The following is a 22,814-nucleotide window of genomic DNA, read 5'->3' as shown; positions in this document are numbered from 1 at the left end:
ATGGGAGGTCGGCCCATTCGAGCCGGGTCCTGAGAAAACTTTAGGCAGGCAGCGTGGCCCCTCCCGCAAGGTCCGAAGACCAGAGATCGCGTCTCGGCCGCGCGGACGGCCTCGAAAAACTCCGAAGCCGGATTCTGATTAGTCGTTGCTGATCCAATTGGCCCCCGGGGAAGGAGCCGCGAGGCGGCCCGGGAAGGGAAATATCTCGTTCGCGATATGGGAAATTAATGGCAAGACCGCGTAAACCGAAACCTAAAGCACCTCGTCGCGACCGGTCGACGACGGGGCACAAAGCCGTTCTCTACGCCCGTGTTTCCACACCGGAACAGGAGAAGGAGGGGTTCTCCATCGACGCCCAGGTGAAGCTCATTCGCGAATATGCGGCACAGCAGGGACTTACCGTCGCCGAGGAATATGTGGACGTCGAAACGGCGAAGAAAACGGGCCGGACGCAGTTCGAGGCGATGCTCAAATATCTCAGAGCGCACGCCGCGGTCCGTCACTTGCTCGTCGAGAAAACGGATCGGCTCTACCGGAACCTGAAGGATTGGGTGACGCTAGATGACTTCGATATCGAGATTCACTTAGTCAAGGAAGGGACTGTCCTCTCGCGCGATTCCCGATCGTCGGAAAAATTCATGCATGGGATCAAGGTCCTCATGGCCAAGAATTACGTCGACAATCTCTCGGAGGAGGCCCGCAAGGGAATGTTGGAAAAGGCGAAACAGGGTATTTGGCCGTCGGTCGCCCCGATCGGCTATGCGAATGTTGTCGGCCCTGTTGGTAAGAAGATCATCGTGCCAGACTCGGATGCGGCGCCGCTTGTGACGCGCGTCTTCGAATGGTTCGAGACGGGAAACTATTCTCTCAAGGAAGTGACGAAAATGGCTCGCGCGGCGGGGCTGAGATACCGTAGGAGCCAGCTTCCCGTCGGTATCAGCACCATCCATTTCATGCTGCGCAATAGGCTCTACGCCGGCGCCTTCGAATGGGCGGGCCGGCTATATCAAGGTAATCACGAACCGCTAGTCACGACCGAGACTTGGGAAAACGTCCAAGAGGTTCTGGATGGTCGCAGCATCAGTAACGTCCGGGCGGCGCCAATGCGCTTCGCCTTCACCGGGCTCATCACCTGCGGCCACTGTGGGTGCGCGGTGGTGGCCCAGATGCAGCGCGGCCGGTACGTTTACTACCACTGCTCAGGATTCAAGCAGAAGTGCCCGGAGCGATATGTTCGCGAGGAAACGCTCACCCACGCGTTCGCTCAACATCTCGCCCGCCTTCGAATGGATGACAGTGTGTTCGCCCTCATCGAACGAGTGGTTCGCGAATCGCATGTCGATAGAAGCAGGGAGCGGCTCGAGACAATATCCCGTCTACGCGCTGATTTGGACCGGCTGCAGCAGCGATTGGACGCGCTCTACATCGATCGCCTCGATGGGCGAATAACGACGGACACGCACGACCGTATGGCAACAACCTGGCGTGAGGAGCGGGAGCGGTGCCAGCATGAACTGGAGATACTCTACAAGGCGGAGGATGGGTATGTCCAAGACGCAGTTGCTCTGTTCGATCTCGCCCGCAAAGCTCACCAAACCTTCGGTACCCAAACGCCCGATGCCAAGAACAGCGCTTTGAACTTGTTGGTTTTAAGTAGCACATGGGCAAACGGCATCCTCACAGTGACGTTCCGCGAACCCTTCGGAATGCTTGAGCAGATTTCCATCTGACCGCCGTCTCCCGCGCCACAGATGAATTCGGAATGGTCTCGCACCGTCGTGCCTCCCGCTGTAGGAGGAACGGAGGAGAAAGCATTCGGCATCAGGTAGGCAGGAAATTCAATGGCGAGACCACGCAAACCCAAGCCCGCGCCCGTACGCCGTGGCCGGCCAGCTGCGGAACAGAAGGCTGTTCTCTATGCCCGTGTCTCAACGGCTGAGCAGGAGAAGGAGGGCTTCTCGATCGACGCGCAGGTCAAGCTCATACGGGAATATGCCGAGAAGCAGGGCCTGGCGATCACTGAAGAATATGTCGATATCGAATCCGCCAAGAAGACCGGCCGCACTCAGTTCGAGGCAATGCTCAAATTTCTAAGAGCGCGTGCTGGCGTCCGTCATGTCCTCGTCGAGAAGACGGACCGGCTCTATCGGAACCTGAAGGATTGGGTGACGCTCGATGATTTCGACATCGAGATTCATCTGGTGAAGGAAGGAACCGTCCTCTCGCGGGATTCCCGATCATCTGAGAAGTTCATGCACGGGATCAAGGTCCTGATGGCAAAGAACTACGTAGACAACCTTTCCGAGGAAGCTCGCAAAGGAATGCTGGAGAAGGCAAAGCAGGGCATGTGGCCCTCGGTCGCTCCTATCGGCTATGTCAATGTTGTCGGTCCGCTCGGAAAGAAGATTATCGTCCCGGATACCAACGCTGGCTCAATCGTGGCACGCGTCTTCGAGTGGTTCGAAACGGGAGCATATTCGCTCAAGGAAGTGACCAAGATGGCTCGCGATGAGGGCCTGAGATATCGGCGAAGCCAGCTTCCCATCGGAGTCAGCACGATTCATTTTATGCTCCGCAATCGGCTCTATGCTGGAGCCTTTGAATGGGCGGGGCGCCTTTATCAGGGCACACACGAGCCCTTAGTCACCACCGAGACCTGGCAAAACGTCCAGGATGTGCTGGATGGCCGGAGTGGTGGCAATCTCAGGGCGGAGCCGAGGCGCTTTGCCTTCACAGGTCTCATCAGCTGCGGCCATTGCGGGTGCGCGGTGGTGGCGCAAATGCAGAGGGGTAGGTACATTTACTACCACTGCTCAGGCTTCAAGCAGAAGTGCCCGGAGCGATATGTTCGGGAGGAAACGCTCGCCGCGGCGTTTGCCCAGCAGCTCGCCCGCCTTGAAATGAATGACACCGTATTTGCCCTAATCGAGCGTGCGCTGCGTGATGTCCATTCAGAGAGCAGTCGGGAGCGGACTGACACCATCGCACGCCTGCGAACCGAATCGGATCGGCTGCAGCTGCGACTGGACAAACTCTATGTGGACCACGTCGACGGGCGGATCACGGCCGACATGCACGATCGAATGGCAGCCACCTGGCGAGAGGAGCGAGAGCGGTGCCAACGCCAAATGGACGCCCTCTACAGCGCCGAGGACGCACTCGTCGATGATGGAATCGCCCTACTCGATCTCGCTAGAAAGGCACACAAGACATTCAGCATACAGTCGCAAAGCGCCAAAAACACCGCTTTGAATCTGTTGGTTTTGAACAGCACCTGGGCCAACGACACCCTCACAGTCACATTCCGCGAACCTTTTGGAATGCTTGAGGAAATGTCATTCCTGGTGCCGGCTTCCGAGCCCGCCAAGGGCTCGGAAAATCCGCCGCGTACGGAATGGCTCCCCGAGTAGGATTCGAACCTACGGCCATTCGATTAACAGTCGAATGCTCTACCGCTGAGCTATCGGGGAGCAGCCCGTCTCTCAACAGGCGAAGCGCGCCTATAGCAGCGCCTTTCAGAAGATTGCAAGCGGGTTAGGACATAAATTGTTCCATCGCAATCCGGTCGTCGAGTGCATGTTCCGGATCGAACATTAACGTCAGCGGTGTACTGCGATCAATCGCGATTTCCACCCGCGCGACATCGCGCACTTCACGCTGATCGGCAACCGCGCTGACCGGGCGTTTGACAGGATCGATCACCTCGAATCGCACGATCATTTTTTCCGGCAATATCGCACCGCGCCAACGCCGGGGGCGAAAAGGGCTGATCGGGGTCAGCGCGATCATGCCCGATCCCAGTGGCAATATCGGTCCTTGGGCGGACAGATTATAAGCTGTCGAGCCAGCGGGCGTTGCCACCAGCACGCCATCGCACACAAGTTCGGGGAGCATGGTGCGCCCATTGACCTGCACCACCAGCTTGGCCGTCTGGCGGGTTTCACGCAGCAGAGACACTTCGTTGATTGCGGGAATGGAGAATTGCTCGCCATCTACGGTGTCGACGGTCATCCGTAACGGATTGACCTTAAAGCTTTTTGCACGCTCCAGCCGTTCATCCAGCGCATCGCGTCGCCATTCGTTCATCAGGAAACCGACGGTGCCGCGGTTCATTCCGAACACCGGCAATATCCTTCGTTCCTCCAGCATGTGATGCAATGTTTGCAGCATGAAACCGTCGCCGCCCAGTGCAATCACCATGTCGGCTTGTTCCAGCGGGACGAAATCATATTGCTTGCGCAACAATTCCTCCGCTTCACGTGCGTTATCGGCTGGCGAAGCCAGCAATGCCCGGCGCTGTTCATCGCTCATCCGCCGGTCACACTCATATGGCGGGATACAGACATCGGGCGTTCTCCGGGACCGATGGCGAAATCATGTGCCAAAGGCTTTAAACGCAATGCCGTGTCGAGTAGCGCATCGATCGCATCGGCACCTCCCTCTCGAAAGGCGGTTTTCAGGTCGACATGATCTTCATGGCCCAGGCACATGAAAATCTTGCCTTCGCAGGTCAGGCGCATGCGGTTGCACCCGGCGCAGAAGTTGTTGCTGAGCGGCGTAATCAGCCCCAGCCGTGCCCGCATGCCGTCCACGGCGAAATAACGGGCAGGACCGCCGGTTTTGTACGCTATGGGCGCGACCTCATGCTCCGCCGCAATCTGCTCCAGCGCGATGGTGAGCGGCAGATAGCGGTCGGTCCTGTCCTCATCGATGTGGCCCAGCGGCATGGTTTCGATCAGGGTTAGATCATGCCCATGCGCGTCGCACCAGCGTAGCATGGACAGAAATTCGCCATCGTTCAGACCCTTGAGCGCGACCATGTTGATCTTGACCTTCAGGCCTGCATCGCTCGCGGCTCTGATCCCTTCCAGCACTTTGGCAATGTCGCCGCGCCGGGTGATCTGCGTGAACAATGCCGGATCGAGCGTATCGAGACTGACATTGATCCGCTTCATGCCCGCGTCGGCCAGCATCTCGGCATGTTCGGCAAGATGGGTTCCGTTGGTCGTGAGGGTCAGTTCCTCAAGCGTCCCTGCCTTCACATGCCGTCCGATCCGCCGTGCCAGTTCGCCAAAATCGCGCCGCACCAGCGGTTCCCCGCCGGAAAGGCGAATCTTCTTTACCCCGCGCGCGATGAAGCGGTCGGCGATGATGGCGATTTCTTCCAGCGTCAGTATCTGATCGCGTGGCAGGAAGGTCATTTTTTCCGACATGCAATAGCGGCAACGCAGGTCGCATCGGTCCGTCACCGAAATCCGCAGATATTCGATGTGGCGGCCAAAAGCATCGACCATGCCGGACGCTGATGCATTTCGTGCAATCACCATATAATCTAGCTAAGGCATGCCAGGGCATGGTGCAACCGCTGAAGGCGGCAACGACCTATAAATAAAGACCTGTCATCAGGGTTACGAGGGCGCAAAAGGGTGGAATCGAAATTGACGCAAGGTGACATATTGGACAAGGAACGGGAGGTCAGCCATGCCGACGCGCAGTTTTCCGTGATGCCGCACCTGCCGTTGTTCATTCTGTCGGCCCACGACCGCGATGTGCTTTCGAACTTTGCGATGGAGGCGGGCTGGCGTCCGGTCGCCGCGCGCCGTCCAGCAGGAGCAGAGCAGCGCTTTCTGGGCAGTCAGGCGCAGATTGCCGTCATTGATGCGCGGCGGGGCATTGACAAAGCGTTTGGCAGCATTGTCGCCCTGTCCGAAGCGGTTGAAGCCCTGGGCGGCGCGCTTCTGGTCCTGATCAGTCCGGCAGAATCAGGGCGATTGCCTGAAGTGCTGGCGGCAGGTGCGACGCATTTTCTGGCCGACACGATGAGCGCCGACACTTTCGCGGTGGCGCTTGCCTTTGCCCAGCGCCATGTCGAGCGGCTGGGCGGGGGGCGCGCCGAAACCCGCAACCGCAATGCGATTCAACGCAGCGATGCGCTATTCTGGCGCTATGATGTTACCAGGGCGCATGTGACGCTGAGTCCGGCGCTTGCCGATTATTTGGGCGAGGTCGTGTCGCGTCGGCTTTCGCCTGTCGGCCTGCTGCGCCTGTTGCCAAAAGGGGAACGGCGATCGGCGCTGGCGATTGCCCGGCAGGTGGAACGGAGCGGGGCCGGGGCGGCCTTTGCCCATGTTATGCCGGGTGACGTCATACCGGGTGATCCGCCGCGGCGCGTGGCCCATCACCTCTATGTCGAGGCAGGGTGCCTGTTGGGGGAGATTGAACTTTTGCCCAACGGCGAAGGGCGGGTGGCGGAAGAAAAGGATTATCTGACCGGCCTGTCCAACCGCCGCGCCGCGCAAAAATGGATCGGGCGAATGCTGGAGGAAATGGAAGGCCGGCAGGCAGGCGGCCCGGTCATCATTCTGCTGTCCATTGGCCAGTTCGACCGGATGAATGCCGCTTATGGCCAGATGGCGGGCAATGCGCTGCTTGGTCGCGTCGGTCGCCGTATCGAGCGGCTGATCGAGGAGGAACAAGGCGCCGGGGTCATGCTGGCGCGTATTGCGGGTACGGAATTTCTGATCGGCTTGCCGCATGAAACGGGCGCTGACCGGGCGGCGTTCCTGGCCCATCGCCTGATCGGAGCGGTCGCAAGACCATTCAGTGCGGGCGACCATCTCATCCGCCTGACGGCCCGTTGCGGCATTGCCGAGGCGCAGCCGGACGATGACGCCGGACGTCTGCTCCGCCGGGCAGGGGCGGCGCTCGCCGATGCGAAGATGTCGGACAATCAGAGCGTCCGCGTCCGCATTCATGATGATCGCAGCCGGGTTGCCGACGATGATCAACTGGAAACCGATCTGCGCCTTGCGCTGGATCGCGGCGAGATAGAGATCGTGTTCCAGCCGCAATATGTGATGGCCGATGACCGCGTCACCGGAGTGGAGGCGCTTGCCCGCTGGAATCACCCCAAATTCGGGGCATTGGGCGCCAGCGCACTGTTCGCCGCTGCTGAGCGATCGGATTATCTGCTGCCGCTATCGGGGCATGTGCAGAAACGGGCGCTGGAGATTGCCGCCGCATGGCCCGATGCGCTTTCGCATCTGCGCCTTGCCATCAATGTGACGGCGGCGGACATCGCGCAGGCGGATTTCTTTGAAACCTTCATGGCGCAGTTGGAATCCAGCGGCTTTCCGCATGATCGGCTGACGGTGGAAATTACCGAAAGCGGCCTGATTGAAGACTTGGCCGCTGCGTCCGCCCTGTTGACGAAATGGCGCGCGGCGGGGCTTCGTGTCGCCATCGATGATTTCGGCACGGGCTATTCCAGCCTTGCCTATCTGAAGTCCCTGCCGCTCGATTATCTGAAGATAGATAGCGGCCTCGCCAAAGATATCACCGGGTCCGAACGCGACAGCATCGTTGTGCGTGGGGTGATCGACATGGCCAAATCACTGGGCCTGAAAGTCGTCGCGGAAGGCGTGGAGACGGAGCAGCAACTGGCATTGCTGGCGCGCAAGGGGTGCGATTTTTATCAAGGCTTTCTGAGGTCTGGGGCGGTGGGGAGTGGGACGTTGGCGGGTTTGGTGGGGTAGAGAGCAGCCCTAAAAATTATCGTCACCCTGAACTGGTTTGGGAATCATACCGTTGCGACAAGTAGGCTGGGCTCGCCATCATAGCCCTCCCCCCTGAAGGGACTGTCGCATAATTCGTGCATTTCCTGATTTTCGTCGTTCCCGCGAAGGCGGGAACCCATCTCCCGACGTAAAATCAAGCGGTCAGGTCGGGAGATGGATCCCCGCCTTCGCGGGGATGACGGTAAAATGGAATTATGCAACGATCCCCACAGGGGAGAGGGAGATTGGTTACATACTTCAAGGGCACAATTGCCAACCGGTTTCGGTGTCCATTTCTTCCCACGCGCCGCCGCGTCTGGAGGCGGAATGGATGCTGAAACAACGAGCAGCCCGCTATGCCGGGGGCATAGCTAGGCCGCGCAGGCAGCATGACGATATTTATGGGGCGAATTTCAGCTCCGCACGACTACCCCGCCGCCTTCGCCAGTCCCTTTGACAATTGCAGCGCGCCATTGATCCGTGCCTGCGGGTCGCCCCAACTTCTGCCGATCACCAGCTTGCTGTCGGGGCGCAGTTTGGCGACGCCGTTCAACCGCTGCACATAAGCGAGCAGGCCGGGAAGGTTGGGGAAGCTGTCATTGTGGAAGCTGACCAGCGCGCCTTTTGGTCCTATGTCGATCTTGGCGATGCTGGCTTTTACGCAATGCATCTTGATCTCTATAATCCGTAACAGATTTTCGGTCGCTGCGGGCAGTTTGCCAAAGCGGTCGATGAGTTCGGCGGCGAAGGATTCGATGGCCTGCCGGTCGTCCAGATCGTTCATCCGGCGGTAGAGGCCCATGCGCAGGTCGAGGTCGGGGACATAATCCTCCGGGATCATTATGGGCGCATCTACAGTGATTTGTGGAGAGAAGCTCTCACGGGGTTTCAATCCGGTGGCGCCCAGTTTCGCCTCCATGATCGCTTCTTCCAGCATTGACTGGTACAGTTCGAAGCCGACTTCCTTGATATGGCCGGATTGTTCATCGCCGACCAGATTGCCCGCGCCGCGAATGTCGAGGTCATGGCTCGCAAGCTGGAACCCCGCGCCAAGCGTATCGAGGTCGGACAGGACTTTCAGCCGCTTTTCCGCCGTCTCGGTCATCAGTCGGTCGGCGGGCGTGGTCAGATAGGCATAAGCGCGCGTCTTGGCCCGCCCGACGCGGCCGCGAAGCTGGTATAGCTGGGCCAAGCCGAAGCGGTCGGCGCGGTGGATGATCAGCGTGTTGGCGCTCGGAATGTCCAGCCCGCTTTCGACGATGGTGGTGGACAGCAGCACGTCATAGCGCTTGTCGTAAAATGCCGACATGCGGTCCTCGATCTGCGTCGGCGCCATTTGACCATGGGCGACGACGTAGCGGATTTCGGGTATTTCCGTGCGTAGAAACTCCTCGATCTCGGCCAAGTCGGCGATGCGCGGGGCGACGAAAAAGCTTTGCCCGCCGCGATAATGTTCGCGCAGCAACGCTTCGCGCACCACCACCGGGTCCCAAGGCATGACATAGGTGCGGACGGCCAGCCGGTCGACCGGTGGCGTCTGGATCACCGACAGTTCGCGCAGGCCCGACATCGCCATTTGCAGGGTGCGGGGAATGGGCGTGGCGGTGAGGGTGAGGACGTGGACGTCGGCCTTTAGCTGTTTCAATCGCTCCTTATGGACGACGCCGAAACGTTGTTCCTCATCAACAATGACGAGTCCCAACCGTTTGAATTCAATGCCTTTAGTTAACAACGCATGGGTGCCAACGACGATGTCCAGAGTGCCGTCGGCCAGCCCTTCCTTCACTGTCTTCGCCTCATTCGCGCCGACCATGCGGGACAGGCGGCCGATCTTCAGTGGAAAGCCCTTGAACCGTTCCTCGAAATTCACGTGGTGCTGGCGCGCTAGCAGGGTGGTGGGGCCGATAACCACCACCTGCATCCCCGCCATCGCCGCGACGAAGGCAGCGCGCAGGGCCACTTCGGTCTTGCCAAAGCCGACATCGCCGCAGACCAGCCGGTCCATCGGCTTGCCTGCCGCCAGATCGTCGAGCACGTCGGAAATGGCCCGGTCCTGATCCTCTGTTTCCTGATAGGGGAAACGGTCGACAAAGGCCGGGTAGCCGCCGCTGTCGGGTTCGGCCACCTGTCCGGGGCGCAGCGCGCGTTCGGCGGCGGTTTTCAGCAGTTCGCCCGCGATTTCGCGGATGCGCTCCTTCATGCGGGACTTGCGCCGTTGCCACGCTTCGCCGCCCAGCTTGTCGAGCATTACGCCATCATGGTCATTGCCATAGCGTGACAGCACGTCGATATTTTCGACCGGCACATACAGCTTGTCGCCGCCCGCATATTCCAATGCGACGCAATCATGCGGGCTGTTGCCGACGGGGATCGACATCAACCCTTCATACCGACCGATGCCATGATCGGCGTGCACCACCAGATCGCCCGGCGTAAGCATCGCCAGTTCGGCAAGGAATGCATCGGCACTCTTCTTGCGTTTCTGGCGACGGACGAGGCGGTCGCCCAGCATGTCCTGTTCGGTAAGCACAGCCACATCGGGCGCGGTGAAGCCGTGATCGAGGGGCAGGACGGAAAGGGCGATGACTGCCCCTTCAATGCCCCTCTCCTTCAGGGGAGGGGTTGGGGTGGGGACTTCCTGTCCTTTGCGGGCCCCACCCCCGGCCCCTCCCCTGAAGGAGAGGGGGGAAGAAAGACCCAGGGCTTCTTGCCAGTCCGCGGCCTGAACCATGCGTTTGACGCCATGTTCGGCAAGCAGCCCCTCCAGCCGTTCCCGTGCACCAACGGAATAGCTGGCGATTACGACTTTTTTGCCGGCGCGTTGGAGCGATGCGATATGCTTGCCTACTGCCTCATAAACATTGACGTTTTGTGCGCGTTCAGGGGCGAAGTCGCGGGCGTTGTCCACGCCGAAATCAACGACCCGTTCGCTTTCCGGTTCATGGAAGGGGGTCGCCAGATGGATCGCGTGCTGACCGATCCGCGCATCCCACTCTGTGGCGGACAGATAGAGCTGGCCCGGTTCCAGCGGGCGATAGCTGCCGGGATCGCCTGAGCCCGCCTGCTTGCGGTTGCCGTAATAGTCGCTGATCGCTTCGAACCGCGCCTCGGCCGCGCCTGCATCCCCACTGTCGCGGACATACAGCGCGTCTTCGCCCAGGTGGTCGAACAGGGTGACGAGCTTTTCCTCGAACAGCGGAAGCCAATGTTCCATGCCCGCCAGCCGCCGCCCCTCGCTGATCGCCTGATAAAGCGGATCGCCGGTGGCTGTAGCGCCGAAAATTTCGCGATAGCGGCTGCGGAAGCGCTTGATGCTGTCGCCATCGAGGAGGGCTTCGGATGCGGGCAGCAGGGTGATGCTATCGACCTTTCCGGTCGTCCGCTGATCGGCGGGATCGAAGCGCCGGACGCTTTCGATTTCATCGCCAAAGAAATCGAGCCGAAGCGCCTGTTCCTCGCCCGATGGGAACAGGTCGACAATGCCGCCCCGCACGGCAAATTCGCCAGCATCTGCCACTGTCTCTACGCGCACATAGCCGTTGGATTGCAGCAATTGGGTCAGTGCAGCGATGGCAATGCTTTCACCCGGCGCCAATCGCGCGACCAGTTGCCGGATGCGAAAGGGCGTCAATGTGCGTTGAGCAAGCGCGTTGACGGTGGTCAGTACCAGTTGTGGCTTGCTGCTTTTTTCCTGCAAAGCGTGCAGCCCTGCCAGCCGTTCCGACATCGACCGCAGCGATGGCGATGCGCGGTCATAGGGCAGACAATCCCAGGCAGGAATGCGGATGATTTGCAGTTCGGGCGCGAAATAGGCGGCGGTGTCGGCCACGGCGGCCATGGCGCTGTCATCCGGCGCGATGTAGACGGCGCGGCCCCTTGCCCCGCGCGCAAGATCCGCGAGCAGCCAAGGCTGGAACCCCTGCGGTACGCCCGCAAGGGTGAGGGGATGGGGAGATTTGAGGATCTTTTGCAGGTCGGTCATTTCAGCAGAATTCCGTTGATCCCGAGCGAAGTCGAGGGACGTTCGTGCAAGATCCCTCGACTTCGCTCGGGACCATCGGGTGCGGGCTAATTCGGATAAGGCGTCACCCTGGCATCTCGATGAAATCCAGTTCCTGCATCGCATCCATCTGCGCGCCCGCATATGTTTCTGGCACTGGCTGCGTGCCTATGGCCCATGCCATGACGTCTACGTCGTCTTCGTCCAGAAGTCGTTCGAACCATTGCAGTTCCGCCTCTGACCATTTTGCCCCGTAACGGTTGAAGAAGCCGCCGATCATCATGTCTGCTTCACGCGTGCCGCGATGCCAGGCGCGGAAATGAATGCGGCGCAGGCGAATGTCGTTTTCCATGGCGGTTCTGGCTCTCTGTACCGGGCACATAATAATTGGCCGGCAGACGCTTTCATGGCTTGCCAGCTTCGATATAAGCGCTCTTAGACATGCGACCCGATATTCTCAATCCGCTCTTTGCCGAAATCTCGGCGTTGAAAGGCATAGGTCCGACGCTGGCCAAGCCGTTGGAGCGTCTTGGTCTTGCGCGCGCCGTTGATGTGGCCTTTCACTTGCCCACCAGCTGGATCGACCGCAAGCGCGTGAGCGAACTGGATATGGCGGATGCAGGGCGGGTCATTTCCATCGAATTGACCCCCATCGAATATAAGGCAACGGGCAGCGCGCGGGCGCCTTTCCGGGTAAATGCCACCGATGCGCACGGCAATTATGTCTCGCTTGTTTATTTCGGCAGAAATTCCGGGTGGGCGCGCAAGTTGCTGCCGCTTCATGAAAAGCGGTTTATTTCGGGCAAGCTGGAAAGCTATGGTCAGGAACTGCAGATCATCCATCCCGACTATGTCCTGTCACCCGATGAAGCGGGCGACGTTCCCGAACGCGAGCCGGTCTATGGGCTGTCCGAAGGCCTGACCAACAATCGTCTGCGCCATCTGGCGGAACAGGCCGTGGAGCGTGCACCCGACCTGCCCGAATGGATCGAACCCAGTGTCCTTGCGCAAAAGCGATGGCCGGTCTGGCGGGAGGCGCTTGCCGCGGCCCATGCAGAGCCAGGTAATGCGCAGGCACGGGAACGCCTTGCCTATGACGAGATTTTCGCTGGCCAACTGGCGCTGATGCTGGTGCGCGCCACAGCGCGGCGCAGGCGCGGTGTGCCGGTCCAGGGTGATGGTCATTTGCGTGCGATGGTGAAGCTGCCCTTTGAGCCCACGAGCGCCCAGCATCGCGCCAATCAGGAAATCGCGGGCGACATGGCGCAGGGGCAACCCATGCTCCGACTGTTGCAGGGGGATGTGGGCGCGGGCAAAACGGTGGTGGCCCTGATGGCGCTGCTCAATGCCGTGGAGGCGGGTATGCAGGGGGCGATGTTGGCTCCTACCGAAATCCTTGCACGCCAGCATTTTGCAACCTTGCAGAAAATGCTGGCAGGCGTGCCAGTCAACCTTGCCATCCTGACTGGCCGGGACAAGGGCAAGGTGCGTGAATCCACGCTTATGGGCCTGGCGGATGGTTCGATCGACATTCTGGTGGGCACTCATGCGATCTTTCAGGAGGCGGTGACCTACAAGAATCTCGCGCTTGCCGTGATTGATGAGCAGCATCGTTTCGGTGTTGCCCAGCGCATGATGCTGACTGACAAGGCGGAGCGTACACCGCACCTTCTCGCCATGACGGCAACGCCGATTCCGCGTACATTGACGTTGACCTATTATGGCGAAATGGACGTATCGCGTCTGGATGAAATGCCGCCGGGTCGTCAGCCTATCGAAACGCGGGTCATATCGGCAGAGCGCCTACCGGAAATTGCCGATGCATTGGGCCGTCATATGGCAGGCGGGGGACAGGCTTATTGGGTTTGTCCATTGGTGGAGGAAAGCGAGAAGACCGACCTTGCGGCGGCGGAGGCCCGTGCGGAGGCGCTTAAAATGCGTTTTGGCGATGCCGTCGGCCTTGTCCACGGTCGGATGAAAGGGGCGGAGAAGGATGCCGTCATGGACAGGTTCCAGCGCGGGGAGACCAAGGTGCTGGTTGCCACCACTGTCATCGAAGTCGGCGTCGATGTGCCCAATGCAACGCTGATGATTATCGAGGGGGCAGATCGTTTTGGTCTTGCCCAGCTTCATCAGTTGCGGGGCAGGGTAGGGCGCGGCGACAAGAAATCGGTCTGTTTGCTCCTGCGGGGCAATGCGCTCAGCGAAACCGCGCGCGCGCGTCTGGCTCTGCTGCGTGAAACCAATGACGGCTTTCGGATAGCGGAGGAGGATTTGCGTTTGCGTGGCGCCGGCGAGGTTTTGGGCACGCGTCAATCGGGTGAGGCGCAGTTTCGTCTTGCGACCCCTGAACAGATCGATGCGTTGGTATCAATCGCCCGTGACGATGCCCGACTGCTGGTCGACCGTGACGGCGGGCTGGGCAGTCCGCGTGGCGAAGCGGCGCGGATCTGCCTTTATCTGTTCGAGCGCGATGCGGCGGTGGGATTGCTTCGCAGCGGGTGAAATGCTGCGATGGCGAAACCATTATGGACTTTCAGCATTGAAAGGGCATGACCGAAACGCAAGTTGAGCGGGGTATCGCCGCATTGGGCTTTCCGGCCTTGATATCTCTCGCAATCGCCATAGGCGTGGCGCTGGCCGTGCATTGGGTCCTTTTCTGGTTTGCGCAGCGCATTGCCCGCCATACTACAGCACAAGGCGACGACCTGCTCCTCGCTGCGGTACGCGGCCCCGTGCGATGGCTGCTCCTGTTGTTCAGCGTCGGGATCGTGATGGAATCTTTCGATCTTGCGGGCGCGTTTGCGCGTTATTGGAGCATCGGGTCGCGCATGGCGCTTGCGGCGCTGATCGGGTGGCTGGTGATGCGTGTTCTGGGCGCGTTCCGCAGCCTGATAGAATTGCGGAGCGACATCAGCGTTGAAAACAATCTGGAGGCCCGCCGCCGCCAGACCCGTGTGCGTATTCTGTATCGTATGGGACAGGTCATCGTCGGTTTTGTTACCATCGCGATGATATTGATCGCTATACCTTCCGTCCGCGCCATTGGTGTTACGCTGATGGCATCGGCGGGTCTTGCCGGTCTGGCGATAGGCGCGGCCGCGCAACCTGCGCTCAAAAACTTGATCGCAGGAATCCAAATGGCTTTTACAGAGCCAATTCGCCTCGATGATGTAGTGATCGTTGAGGGGGAGTGGGGTCGGGTCGAAGATATCCGCCTGACCTTTGTCGTGGTGCGGATATGGGACGATCGGCGGCTGATCGTGCCTGTATCTTATTTTCTGGAGCAGCCTTTCCAGAACTGGACTCGGGAGACCAGCCATTTGCTGGGCACCGTCTATTTCCATGTGGACCCTGCCGCCGATGTGCAACGGATCCGTGACAAGATCGAGCAGGTCGCGACGGCCAATGCCCTATGGGACAAACGGGTGGTGGTTCTGCAGGTGACAGAGCAACGACCCGAAGCGATGGAGTTGCGCGCCTTGGTGAGCGCTAGGGATGCAGGGCGGGCATGGGATTTACGTTGCCATGTTCGCGAGGCGGTCCTGACTTTTCTCAGGGAAGAAATGCCCGAAGCGCTCCCCCGCAACCGGCATTTGCTGGCTGGCCCTGCACCGGACCGCCCCATTTTCTTACAACGGGAAATTCCTGCCGGAAAAACGTGATCGCTACCAGCCCTGTTGGCGTCCCGGTACGACGGCCAGCATCTTCGCATAATCCTGTTCGGAAACCGGCGTTACGAATTCGGTGCCGATACGACCGTCCTCAACCCAGCGGACCAAAGCTTCCACTCTTCCGCAATGGGGCAATCGAAGGATCAGCCGCTCACTTTTCTGGATTGCCTCCTTAGTCCGGGCCATCAGCCCAAGGCGCGATATATTGACGATGTGAATATCACCCGAACTCAGGTGCGAGGAAAAACTCGTCTTGAAATCGACCAGATCCCTGCCCGTTCGCCGCACTTGGCTCGGGTTTGCAGGATCGCTCAGCGACCGCAGATTCTTCATGATGCACTCCGCTCTTCCCCACCTGAAGGGTATGCCGAAGTTCGCTAACAGAAGCTGTCAACTCATGGTTAACACAAGAAAAATCCCGTTACGATCAAGCAACTATCAGTCCATGCCTCTTGGCGCCAAAGCTCACCTTGTCGCCAACAGCGACCAGAGTCATCGGATCGCTGACCTGTACATCGTTAATGCGGATCGCGCCTTCATTAACCTTGCGCTTCACTTCCTTGTTGGACGCGGCAAAGCCCAGCCCCGTTATGGCTTGCATGACGGTCATTTCCGACGAAAGCGTCACGGTTGGCAGGTTGGCGTCCCTGGCGCCTTCCTCAAATGTGCGTCGGGCGGTTTCAGCGGCGGAATGTGCCGCATCATGGCCGTGCGCCAGTGTAGTCGCGGCGTCGGCCAACAGCTTCTTCGCCTCATTGATCTCCGCACCCTCCAGCGCCTCCAGCCGGTCGATTTCGTCCAGAGGCAGATCGGTATAGAGCCGCATGAAGCGCCCGACGTCGGCATCCTGTGTGTTGCGCCAGAATTGCCAGTAATCATAGGGGGAGAGCATGTCGGCATTAAGCCACACGGCGCCTTTGGCCGTTTTTCCCATCTTGCCGCCGTCTGCTGTGGTGATGAGCGGGGTGGTAAGGCCGAAGACATGCGTCCCGTCCACCCGGCGAGTCAGTTCGATGCCGTTGACGATATTGCCCCATTGGTCCGATCCACCCATCTGCAACCGGCATTCGGCGCGGCGGGAGAGTTCAAGAAAGTCGTAGGCCTGAAGGATCATGTAATTGAATTCGAGGAATGTCAGCGGCTGTTCCCGCTCAAGGCGCAGTTTCACCGATTCGAACGTCAGCATGCGGTTGATTGTGAAATGCCGCCCTATATCGCGCAGGAAAGGCACATATTCCAACGTATCGAGCCAGTCGGCATTGTTGACCATGACGGCGTCACAGGGACCATCGCCAAACGTCAAAAACCGTTCGAATACACCCCGTATGGACGCGATATTCTCCGCGATCTTTTCCTCGGTCAGAAGCTGGCGGCTTTCGTCCTTGCCCGAAGGATCGCCGACCTTGGTGGTTCCCCCGCCCATCAGTACGATCGGTTTATGCCCCGCCTGTTGCAAACGGCGCAGCATCATGATCGGCACCAGATTGCCGACATGCAGAGAGGGTGCGGTGGCGTCGAACCCGATATATCCGGGAATAACCGTCTTGCCGGCAAGCGCATCCAACCCTTCCGCATCGGTCAATTGATGGATATAGCCTCGGCTCTCAAGCAGGCGCAGCAGATCGGATGTATATTGGGTCATGGCCGCGCGCGAATAGCATGGGGTTTTCCGCTTGGGTAGAGTGTTGGCGAAAAGGGCATTGATATGTCATCCGGCAAGCGTGTGTTTGCCCGTTACCGGCTGTGGCGCGAAACTGACCCTGATTGGACCAACTGCCCTGGCGCTGGAATATGTGGTGAGGGGCGACATTGGCGCGCTGAAAATACCGGCGGCGACAGTGGCGGCGCAGTGCGATAATCTGTGGCAGGCCACCTGTTTTGAACTGTTTGTCGCGCTGGATGATGGCGGCTATGCCGAATATAATTTCGCGCCTTCATCCTGCTGGGCGGCCTATCGCTTCGACGATTATCGCACGGGCATACGTGCGGCCGCCAGCGCCGCGCCTGTCGTGGAGGCCATGCTGACGAAACACCGGCTTGGGGTGAGCGTGCAGCTTGATCTGGGTGCGCTGGTTCCCGACCTGAACCGCCGCATTGGCCTGTCCGCAGTGATAGAGCAGCAGGATGGAAGCAAAAGCTGGTGGGCGCTTCAGCATCCATCGGAAAAACCGGATTTTCATCATCGGGATTGCTTTGCGCTGCAACTCGGGGCAGCAAATGGTAGAGACGGCAACTCCTTATAGTTCGTCATCCCCTGCGCGGGAATAACGGAAAGATGTAAGAAGCAGACAGGATAGATGCGCGCATGAAATTCGGTATCGACAGACTTCTTTCCGAGCCCGCCCTGCGCGTGCCGATGGCCGGCAAGCGTGTGGCGTTGCTCGCTCATCCGGCATCCGTGACGGAGGACCTGACCCATAGCCTGGATGCATTGGCAGCCTGCGATGATATCCGCCTCAGCGCCGCATTCGGACCGCAACATGGCCTGCGTGGCGACAAGCAGGATAATATGGTCGAATCGCCGGACTTCAACGATCCGGTTCTCGGCATCCCGGTGTTCAGCCTCTATGGCGAAGTGCGACGCCCAACCGATGCGATGATGGACACATTCGACGTGATCCTGATCGATCTGCAGGATGTTGGATGTCGCATATACACCTTTATCACGACGTTGCTTTATGTGCTGGAGGCGGCGGCAAAGCATGGCAAGCAGGTCGTGGTGCTCGACCGGCCCAACCCCGCTGGTCGTCCGGTCGAAGGATTGGCCCTGCGTCCTGGCTGGGAAAGTTTCGTTGGGGCAGGGCCGATGCCGATGCGGCACGGGATGACGCTGGGCGAACTGGGACACTGGTTCATCGCGCATTACCGGATCGGTGTCGATTATTCGGTGGTCGCAATGGAAGGGTGGCAGCCCGATGCCGCGCCCGGCTATGGCTGGCCAATAGAAGAGCGCATCTGGATCAACCCAAGCCCGAATGCACCCAATCTCAATATGGCGCGGGCCTATGCCGGCACGGTGATGCTGGAAGGTGCCACCTTGTCGGAAGGGCGGGGGACGACGCGGCCGCTGGAACTGTTTGGCGCGCCTGACATGGATGCGCGTGCCGTCATAAAGGAAATGGATCGTCTTGCATCGCAATGGCTGACAGGATGTGTGTTGCGGGATTGCTGGTTCGAACCGACCTTTCACAAGCATGTGAGCAAGCTGTGCAGCGGTGTCCATATCCACGCCGAAGGGCCGCATTATGACCATGCCGTTTTCCGGCCTTGGCGGGTGCAGGCGCTGGCGTTCAAGGCGATCCGTTCGCTGTCGCCGCAATATGATTTGTGGCGCGATTTTCCTTATGAATATGAACTGGGCAAGCTGCCGATCGATGTCATCAACGGCAGCCCGCTATTGCGGGAATGGGTGGATGACAGCCACGCCACGCCCGCTGATCTTGACGCCATAACCGTGCCCGACGAACAGGCATGGGAGGAAGCGCGGCAACCGTTTCTGCTTTACTGATACTCTGGTCCCGTTATCGTTTCCGGGTCAATTCCCGCATGGCATTATCCAGCCCATCAAGCGTTAGCGGGTACATCCGGTCCTGCATCAATTCCCGCATCAGGCGGATTGACTGGGTATAGCCCCAATGATCTTCATTGGTGGGATTGAGCCAGGCTGCGGCAGGATAGGTGTTGGTCAGGCGTTGCATCCATGTGACGCCCGCTTCTTCATTGAAATGTTCCACCGACCCGCCCGGATGGCTGATTTCATAGGGACTCATCGATGCATCGCCCACGATGACCACTTTATAGTCATGACCATATTTATGCAGGATGTCCCAGGTTGGAATACGTTCGGCAAAGCGGCGGCGATTGTCTTTCCATACGCCTTCGTACAGGCAATTGTGGAAATAGAAGAATTCCAGATTCTTGAATTCTGCCGTCGCGGCTGAAAACATTTCCTCGCATAATTTGATGTAGGGATCCATTGATCCGCCGACGTCCAGAAACAGCAACAGTTTCACCGCATTATGCCGCTCCGGGCGCATGCGGATGTCGAGCCAACCCTGCCGTGCCGTGCCGTCTATGGTGCCGTCGATGTCGAGTTCATCCGCCGCGCCTTCGCGGGCAAAGCGACGCAGACGGCGTAGCGCTACCTTGATGTTGCGAGTGCCCAGTTCGCGCTTGTTGTCCAGATTGGCGAATTCGCGCTTGTCCCATACCTTGATGGCGCGCTTGTGCTTGCTCTCGCCACCGATCCGCACGCCTTCGGGGTTATAGCCGCCATTGCCGTAGGGCGAAGTCCCGCCCGTGCCGATCCATTTACTGCCGCCTTGATGCCGCCCTTGCTGCTCCTCCAGCCGCTTTTTAAGCGTTTCCATGATTTCATCCCAGGAACCGAGGGATTTGATCTTCTCCATTTCTTCCGGCGTCAGATATTTTTCCGCCACGGCCTTGAGCCATTCATGCGGAATTTCCGCAGGCTGGGTGCCATAACTGGTTTCCAGCCCTTTGAAGACTTTGGAAAAAACCTGATCGAATCGATCCAGTAGCCCCTCGTCCTTCACAAAGGTTGCGCGTGCGAGATAATAGAATTCTTCAGGCCGGTTTGAAATGACCTCCTGATCCAGCGCTTCCAGCAGCACCAGATGTTCTTTCATGCTGGCTGGAATACCGGCAGCGCGGAGTTCGTCGAGAAAATTGAAAAACATGACCGATCATAACGGTGCTTTGGCGGCAGGCAAAGTTCTACATTCAGCCTTAATGAAATTTTGACCAAATGACGGTGTATTGTGCGTTGCAGCATTATCTTGTTGCAATTGCGGTTAAAGCAGGATTCAACATGTACGAGGGACGGCAACACTGGGGGACGCGCGTGGCGGACGGCGATTTGCTGGCGGATTTGGGTGAACGTTGTGGCGACATGTCGTTGCAGTGCAGCGATACTGCCGGGTTTTTGAGCAGGCTTAACCAGCGTATTCAGCAGGATGCTACCCAACTGCACGAGTTGCAGGCCAATATGGAGCAGCTGTCCGGCAATCAGGTTGAAAGCAATTTCGCAAGTGCAGAACTGAAACAGACGGCTTCACGCGCCCAGTCGATCATTGTCGAGGGCAACAATGTGGCGGCGCTCTCGCTGGACGAATTTGCGACCCTGATCGCCCATGTCACCGGGCTTGAAGAAAAACTGCGCAATTTCCTCGATATTATCGGCACTGTCGGCACGATTTCGGACGAACTCGGCGCGATTGCGCAACAAACCCGGATGCTGGGCATCAACGCGGCGATAGAGGCAGCGCGGGGTGGCGAGGCTACAAAGGGCTTCGCCGTAGTCGCTGACGAAATTCGCAGGCTTGCCACACAGGCGGGCGAGTCCACCTCCTTTGTATCGGAAAAGCTTACGCAGCTGGATCACAGTGCACGGGGGCTGATCGGCGGTGTGGAGGCGAGTATCGACATGGGGCACAAAACGGGTGGGCAGATCGATCGCATCCGTTCCGTCATGGCCGAAATTTCAGTGCTGATTACCCAGTTCCAGCAACGATCGGAGGCGATTTCCCGCTGCAACCAGGAAGGCGAGCAGGATGTTGCGGTCCTGAAGAAAGGACTGGAAGAATTTTGTGAGGCCGCACAGGAAAGTGCGCGTGAGGTCGATACGGCCCGGCTTCGGCTCGATGAGCTGGAAAGCTGTTCCAACAACATGCTTAATCTGACCGCGCATAGCGAGGTTCCGACACGCAACAGCCCCTATATTGCTCAGGCGTTGGCGGATGCAGAGGAAGTAAGCGCTGCGATCCGCAAGGCATTGACCGCTTCGCATATCAGCGAAGCCGATCTGTTCGATACGCAGTATCACGCTATTCCGGGCACGGACCCGGTACAATATAACACCCATTTCGTGCAGTTCGCAGACACATATATCCGACCATTGCTTGATCTCCATACAGCAAAGGATGACGCTATTGTCGGGTGCTGCCTTGTCGATATGAACGGTTTCCTGCCCACGCATATCAGCGCGCGCAGTGCGCCGCAGCGACCCGGACAGCGGCAATGGAACCTGGAAGATGCGCGCAATCGCCAGATTTTCATGGATAGCCAAACACGCCATGCGCTTGATAATGAAGGTGACTTCTTTCTCTACACCTATCGTCAAGATCTGGGCGAGGGACGTTACCGCGCACTGCGCAGCGTGCTGGTGCCGCTAAACTTCAATGGCAGGCGCTGGGGATTGTTTGAGCTTGGCTATTTGATCTGAGATAGTGCAGACACTACCGCTAAGTTGCCGGGTGCGGACAGTCGCCTCCCAGGCGGCGGCAGGTAAGCCGTCATCGGTTCAATCTTCCCGCTCGACGTAGCTCACTTCCCACGTGCGGACGTTCCCGTTACGCCAACAACGCGGAGTTTAGATCGCTTTGTTCTTCATACTCAGCGCTGCGAATAAGTGTCCAGTTGGCAACGTTCCTGTACGGAGCCCCCACTCGGGAGCGATCCGCACCAGGAAATAGCTCCAGCTCTCCGGACTCCAGAAATTGATGTGGCCCGCGTATGAATCAAACTCCGCATTGTACTCCTTGGCAGGAAAATGATCCTTCCGCCCGTCGGGAACCGTCAGTACGAGCGTGCCGGTGGCTGACACTATATCGAGTAGACCCCGGATGATCGCTTCGGGATCTACCGTGTGCTCAAGCACTTCCATCAGAAATACCACATCGTAGCGCGATGACTCAGGAAGGTCCGAGAGCGCGCAGAAGAACAGTTCGGCGTCAGGGCAGGCCCGTTTGGCCATTGCGAGCTTCACATCGCTAATGTCGCATCCAAAGAGGGAGGCTTCCGGGTATCTTGCGCGCATGAGGCGCAGCAGGCACCCTGCATGGCACCCGATGTCCAGAACGCGCTGGCCCGCAATTTCGACTTCTTCAGCATCGCATCGATCAAGCAGAAGGCGAGCCATCGCAAGACGGCTTGCATCGAAGTAGCGCTCAAGAAATGCCGGTGTCGGCCATTCTCCGGTCAGCGCATTGTGCTGCACCACCGGAAGTATCTCATGGAGCAAGCTGGCGGAGTTGCGCGCGTCGGCTGAGGTCGGTCGATACTGCGCGTCAGGTTCTGACCTTACAATCCTGTAGCCGCGACGCGCAAACATGGATTGAACCAACTTTTTGCCCTGGAGCATCGGAGCATGGATCATCTGTCCTCCTTCGCGCGAGCGCGCCAGTTGTGGAAGTCCGAACTCGATTATGCTTCGATGCTGCCGCAGGCAGCCGCTATAGGCAACCCCCTCTTGGGACGCCGATTGTCACACATCTCAGTCTCAACACGGTCGAGCCCAACTCCAGCCAGTTGCGCTCCCAGAGCGTGGTCGCTAGATCGGGATCGAGATTGACCCCATTCCCGTTCGTCCCGAGCTCCCTCGATCAACTCGAGATAAACGCGGCCCGGTGACGCAAGTGCGCTTCCCCAACATTCCAGTCGTAGGCGCCGCCATCGGACAGAGCGGACTGGCCTGCTGCCGGTTTGATGGACACCGAGATAAGGTGTTTCCACCTATCGGAGGTCCACAATGCAAAGAAGGAAGTTCAGCCGCGAGTTCAAGCT

16 protein-coding genes and 1 tRNA gene are annotated in these 22,814 nt (G+C 58.9%); 8 read left to right on the top strand and 9 right to left on the bottom strand.

All coding sequences use genetic code 11. The features are described 5' to 3' along the window. The first annotated feature begins 227 nt into the window (after positions 1-227). Together L3X40_RS14740 and L3X40_RS14735 are read left to right on the top strand one after the other, a co-directional pair. Positions 228-1,730 (top strand): recombinase family protein, encoded by a 1,503-nt coding sequence (locus L3X40_RS14740; RefSeq protein ID WP_066557179.1) that lies wholly within the window; start codon positions 228-230, stop codon positions 1,728-1,730. Between the two features lie 111 nt (positions 1,731-1,841). Continuing rightward, positions 1,842-3,410: a recombinase family protein gene (locus tag L3X40_RS14735; protein ID WP_082748590.1), complete on the top strand. Its 1,569-nt coding sequence runs from the start codon at positions 1,842-1,844 to the stop codon at positions 3,408-3,410. Here the strand turns inward: L3X40_RS14735 and L3X40_RS14730 are convergent. The 3 genes from L3X40_RS14730 to moaA form a co-directional block, all read right to left on the bottom strand. Continuing rightward, a tRNA-Asn gene (locus L3X40_RS14730) sits at positions 3,396-3,470 on the bottom strand. The genes L3X40_RS14735 and L3X40_RS14730 overlap by 15 nt on opposite strands. Positions 3,471-3,534: 64 nt before the next feature. Next, entirely contained in the window at positions 3,535-4,311 is a 777-nt protein-coding gene (locus tag L3X40_RS14725) for an NAD kinase (RefSeq protein ID WP_237366274.1), read from the bottom strand. Then, on the bottom strand, positions 4,308-5,327 hold the full coding sequence (gene moaA / locus L3X40_RS14720; protein WP_237366273.1) for a GTP 3',8-cyclase MoaA: 1,020 nt from the start codon (positions 5,325-5,327) through the stop codon (positions 4,308-4,310). Before moaA ends, L3X40_RS14725 begins: the two co-directional genes overlap by 4 nt. Positions 5,328-5,504: 177 nt before the next feature. Here moaA and L3X40_RS14715 point away from each other — a divergent pair, with 177 nt between their 5' ends. Continuing rightward, positions 5,505-7,535 carry a putative bifunctional diguanylate cyclase/phosphodiesterase gene (locus tag L3X40_RS14715; protein ID WP_237366278.1) on the top strand — a complete coding sequence of 677 codons (2,031 nt, stop codon included), beginning with the start codon at positions 5,505-5,507 and terminating at the stop codon, positions 7,533-7,535. Positions 7,536-7,983: 448 nt separating this feature from the next. Here L3X40_RS14715 and mfd read toward each other — a convergent pair whose 3' ends face one another. Beyond that, positions 7,984-11,538: a transcription-repair coupling factor gene (gene mfd / locus L3X40_RS14710; protein ID WP_237366272.1), complete on the bottom strand. Its 3,555-nt coding sequence runs from the start codon at positions 11,536-11,538 to the stop codon at positions 7,984-7,986. A gap of 103 nt (positions 11,539-11,641) precedes the next feature. Further along, the gene (locus L3X40_RS14705) at positions 11,642-11,908 is read right to left on the bottom strand and encodes an FAD assembly factor SdhE (RefSeq protein ID WP_237366271.1); all 267 of its coding nucleotides are present in this window, start codon (positions 11,906-11,908) and stop codon (positions 11,642-11,644) included. 89 nt (positions 11,909-11,997) lie between these two features. Here L3X40_RS14705 and recG point away from each other — a divergent pair, with 89 nt between their 5' ends. Both recG and L3X40_RS14695 read left to right on the top strand, forming a co-directional pair. After that, positions 11,998-14,061 (top strand): ATP-dependent DNA helicase RecG, encoded by a 2,064-nt coding sequence (recG, locus tag L3X40_RS14700; protein WP_237366270.1) that lies wholly within the window; start codon positions 11,998-12,000, stop codon positions 14,059-14,061. Positions 14,062-14,108: 47 nt separating this feature from the next. After that, complete coding sequence (locus L3X40_RS14695) at positions 14,109-15,221, top strand: mechanosensitive ion channel family protein (RefSeq protein WP_237366269.1); 1,113 nt, start codon at positions 14,109-14,111, stop codon at positions 15,219-15,221. 3 nt (positions 15,222-15,224) lie between these two features. On the opposite strand, the gene L3X40_RS14690 is transcribed toward L3X40_RS14695, so the two are convergent. Further along, positions 15,225-15,563: a PilZ domain-containing protein gene (locus L3X40_RS14690; RefSeq protein WP_237366268.1), complete on the bottom strand. Its 339-nt coding sequence runs from the start codon at positions 15,561-15,563 to the stop codon at positions 15,225-15,227. Positions 15,564-15,657: 94 nt separating this feature from the next. Beyond that, complete coding sequence (gene tyrS / locus L3X40_RS14685; protein ID WP_237366267.1) at positions 15,658-16,872, bottom strand: tyrosine--tRNA ligase; 1,215 nt, start codon at positions 16,870-16,872, stop codon at positions 15,658-15,660. Between the two features lie 79 nt (positions 16,873-16,951). On the opposite strand from tyrS, the gene L3X40_RS14680 reads away from it, so the two are divergent. Both L3X40_RS14680 and L3X40_RS14675 read left to right on the top strand, forming a co-directional pair. Next, positions 16,952-17,473: a DOMON-like domain-containing protein gene (locus L3X40_RS14680; protein ID WP_237366266.1), complete on the top strand. Its 522-nt coding sequence runs from the start codon at positions 16,952-16,954 to the stop codon at positions 17,471-17,473. Positions 17,474-17,535: 62 nt separating this feature from the next. Beyond that, positions 17,536-18,738, top strand: a complete 1,203-nt coding sequence (locus L3X40_RS14675; RefSeq protein ID WP_237366265.1) for an exo-beta-N-acetylmuramidase NamZ family protein — start codon at positions 17,536-17,538, stop codon at positions 18,736-18,738. 13 nt (positions 18,739-18,751) lie between these two features. Here the strand turns inward: L3X40_RS14675 and L3X40_RS14670 are convergent, their stop codons facing one another. Then, positions 18,752-19,930: a vWA domain-containing protein gene (locus L3X40_RS14670; RefSeq protein ID WP_237366264.1), complete on the bottom strand. Its 1,179-nt coding sequence runs from the start codon at positions 19,928-19,930 to the stop codon at positions 18,752-18,754. A gap of 179 nt (positions 19,931-20,109) precedes the next feature. On the opposite strand from L3X40_RS14670, the gene L3X40_RS14665 reads away from it, so the two are divergent. Next, positions 20,110-21,474: a methyl-accepting chemotaxis protein gene (locus L3X40_RS14665; RefSeq protein ID WP_237366277.1), complete on the top strand. Its 1,365-nt coding sequence runs from the start codon at positions 20,110-20,112 to the stop codon at positions 21,472-21,474. 147 nt (positions 21,475-21,621) lie between these two features. Here L3X40_RS14665 and L3X40_RS14660 read toward each other — a convergent pair whose 3' ends face one another. Then, positions 21,622-22,407: a class I SAM-dependent methyltransferase gene (locus tag L3X40_RS14660; RefSeq protein WP_237366263.1), complete on the bottom strand. Its 786-nt coding sequence runs from the start codon at positions 22,405-22,407 to the stop codon at positions 21,622-21,624. Positions 22,408-22,814: the final 407 nt, after the last annotated feature.

The sequence above is a fragment of the Rhizorhapis sp. SPR117 genome, from assembly GCF_021742065.1.
Note: the sequence above shows the minus strand (reverse complement) of the source record. Positions and strands in the feature narration are given on the sequence as shown.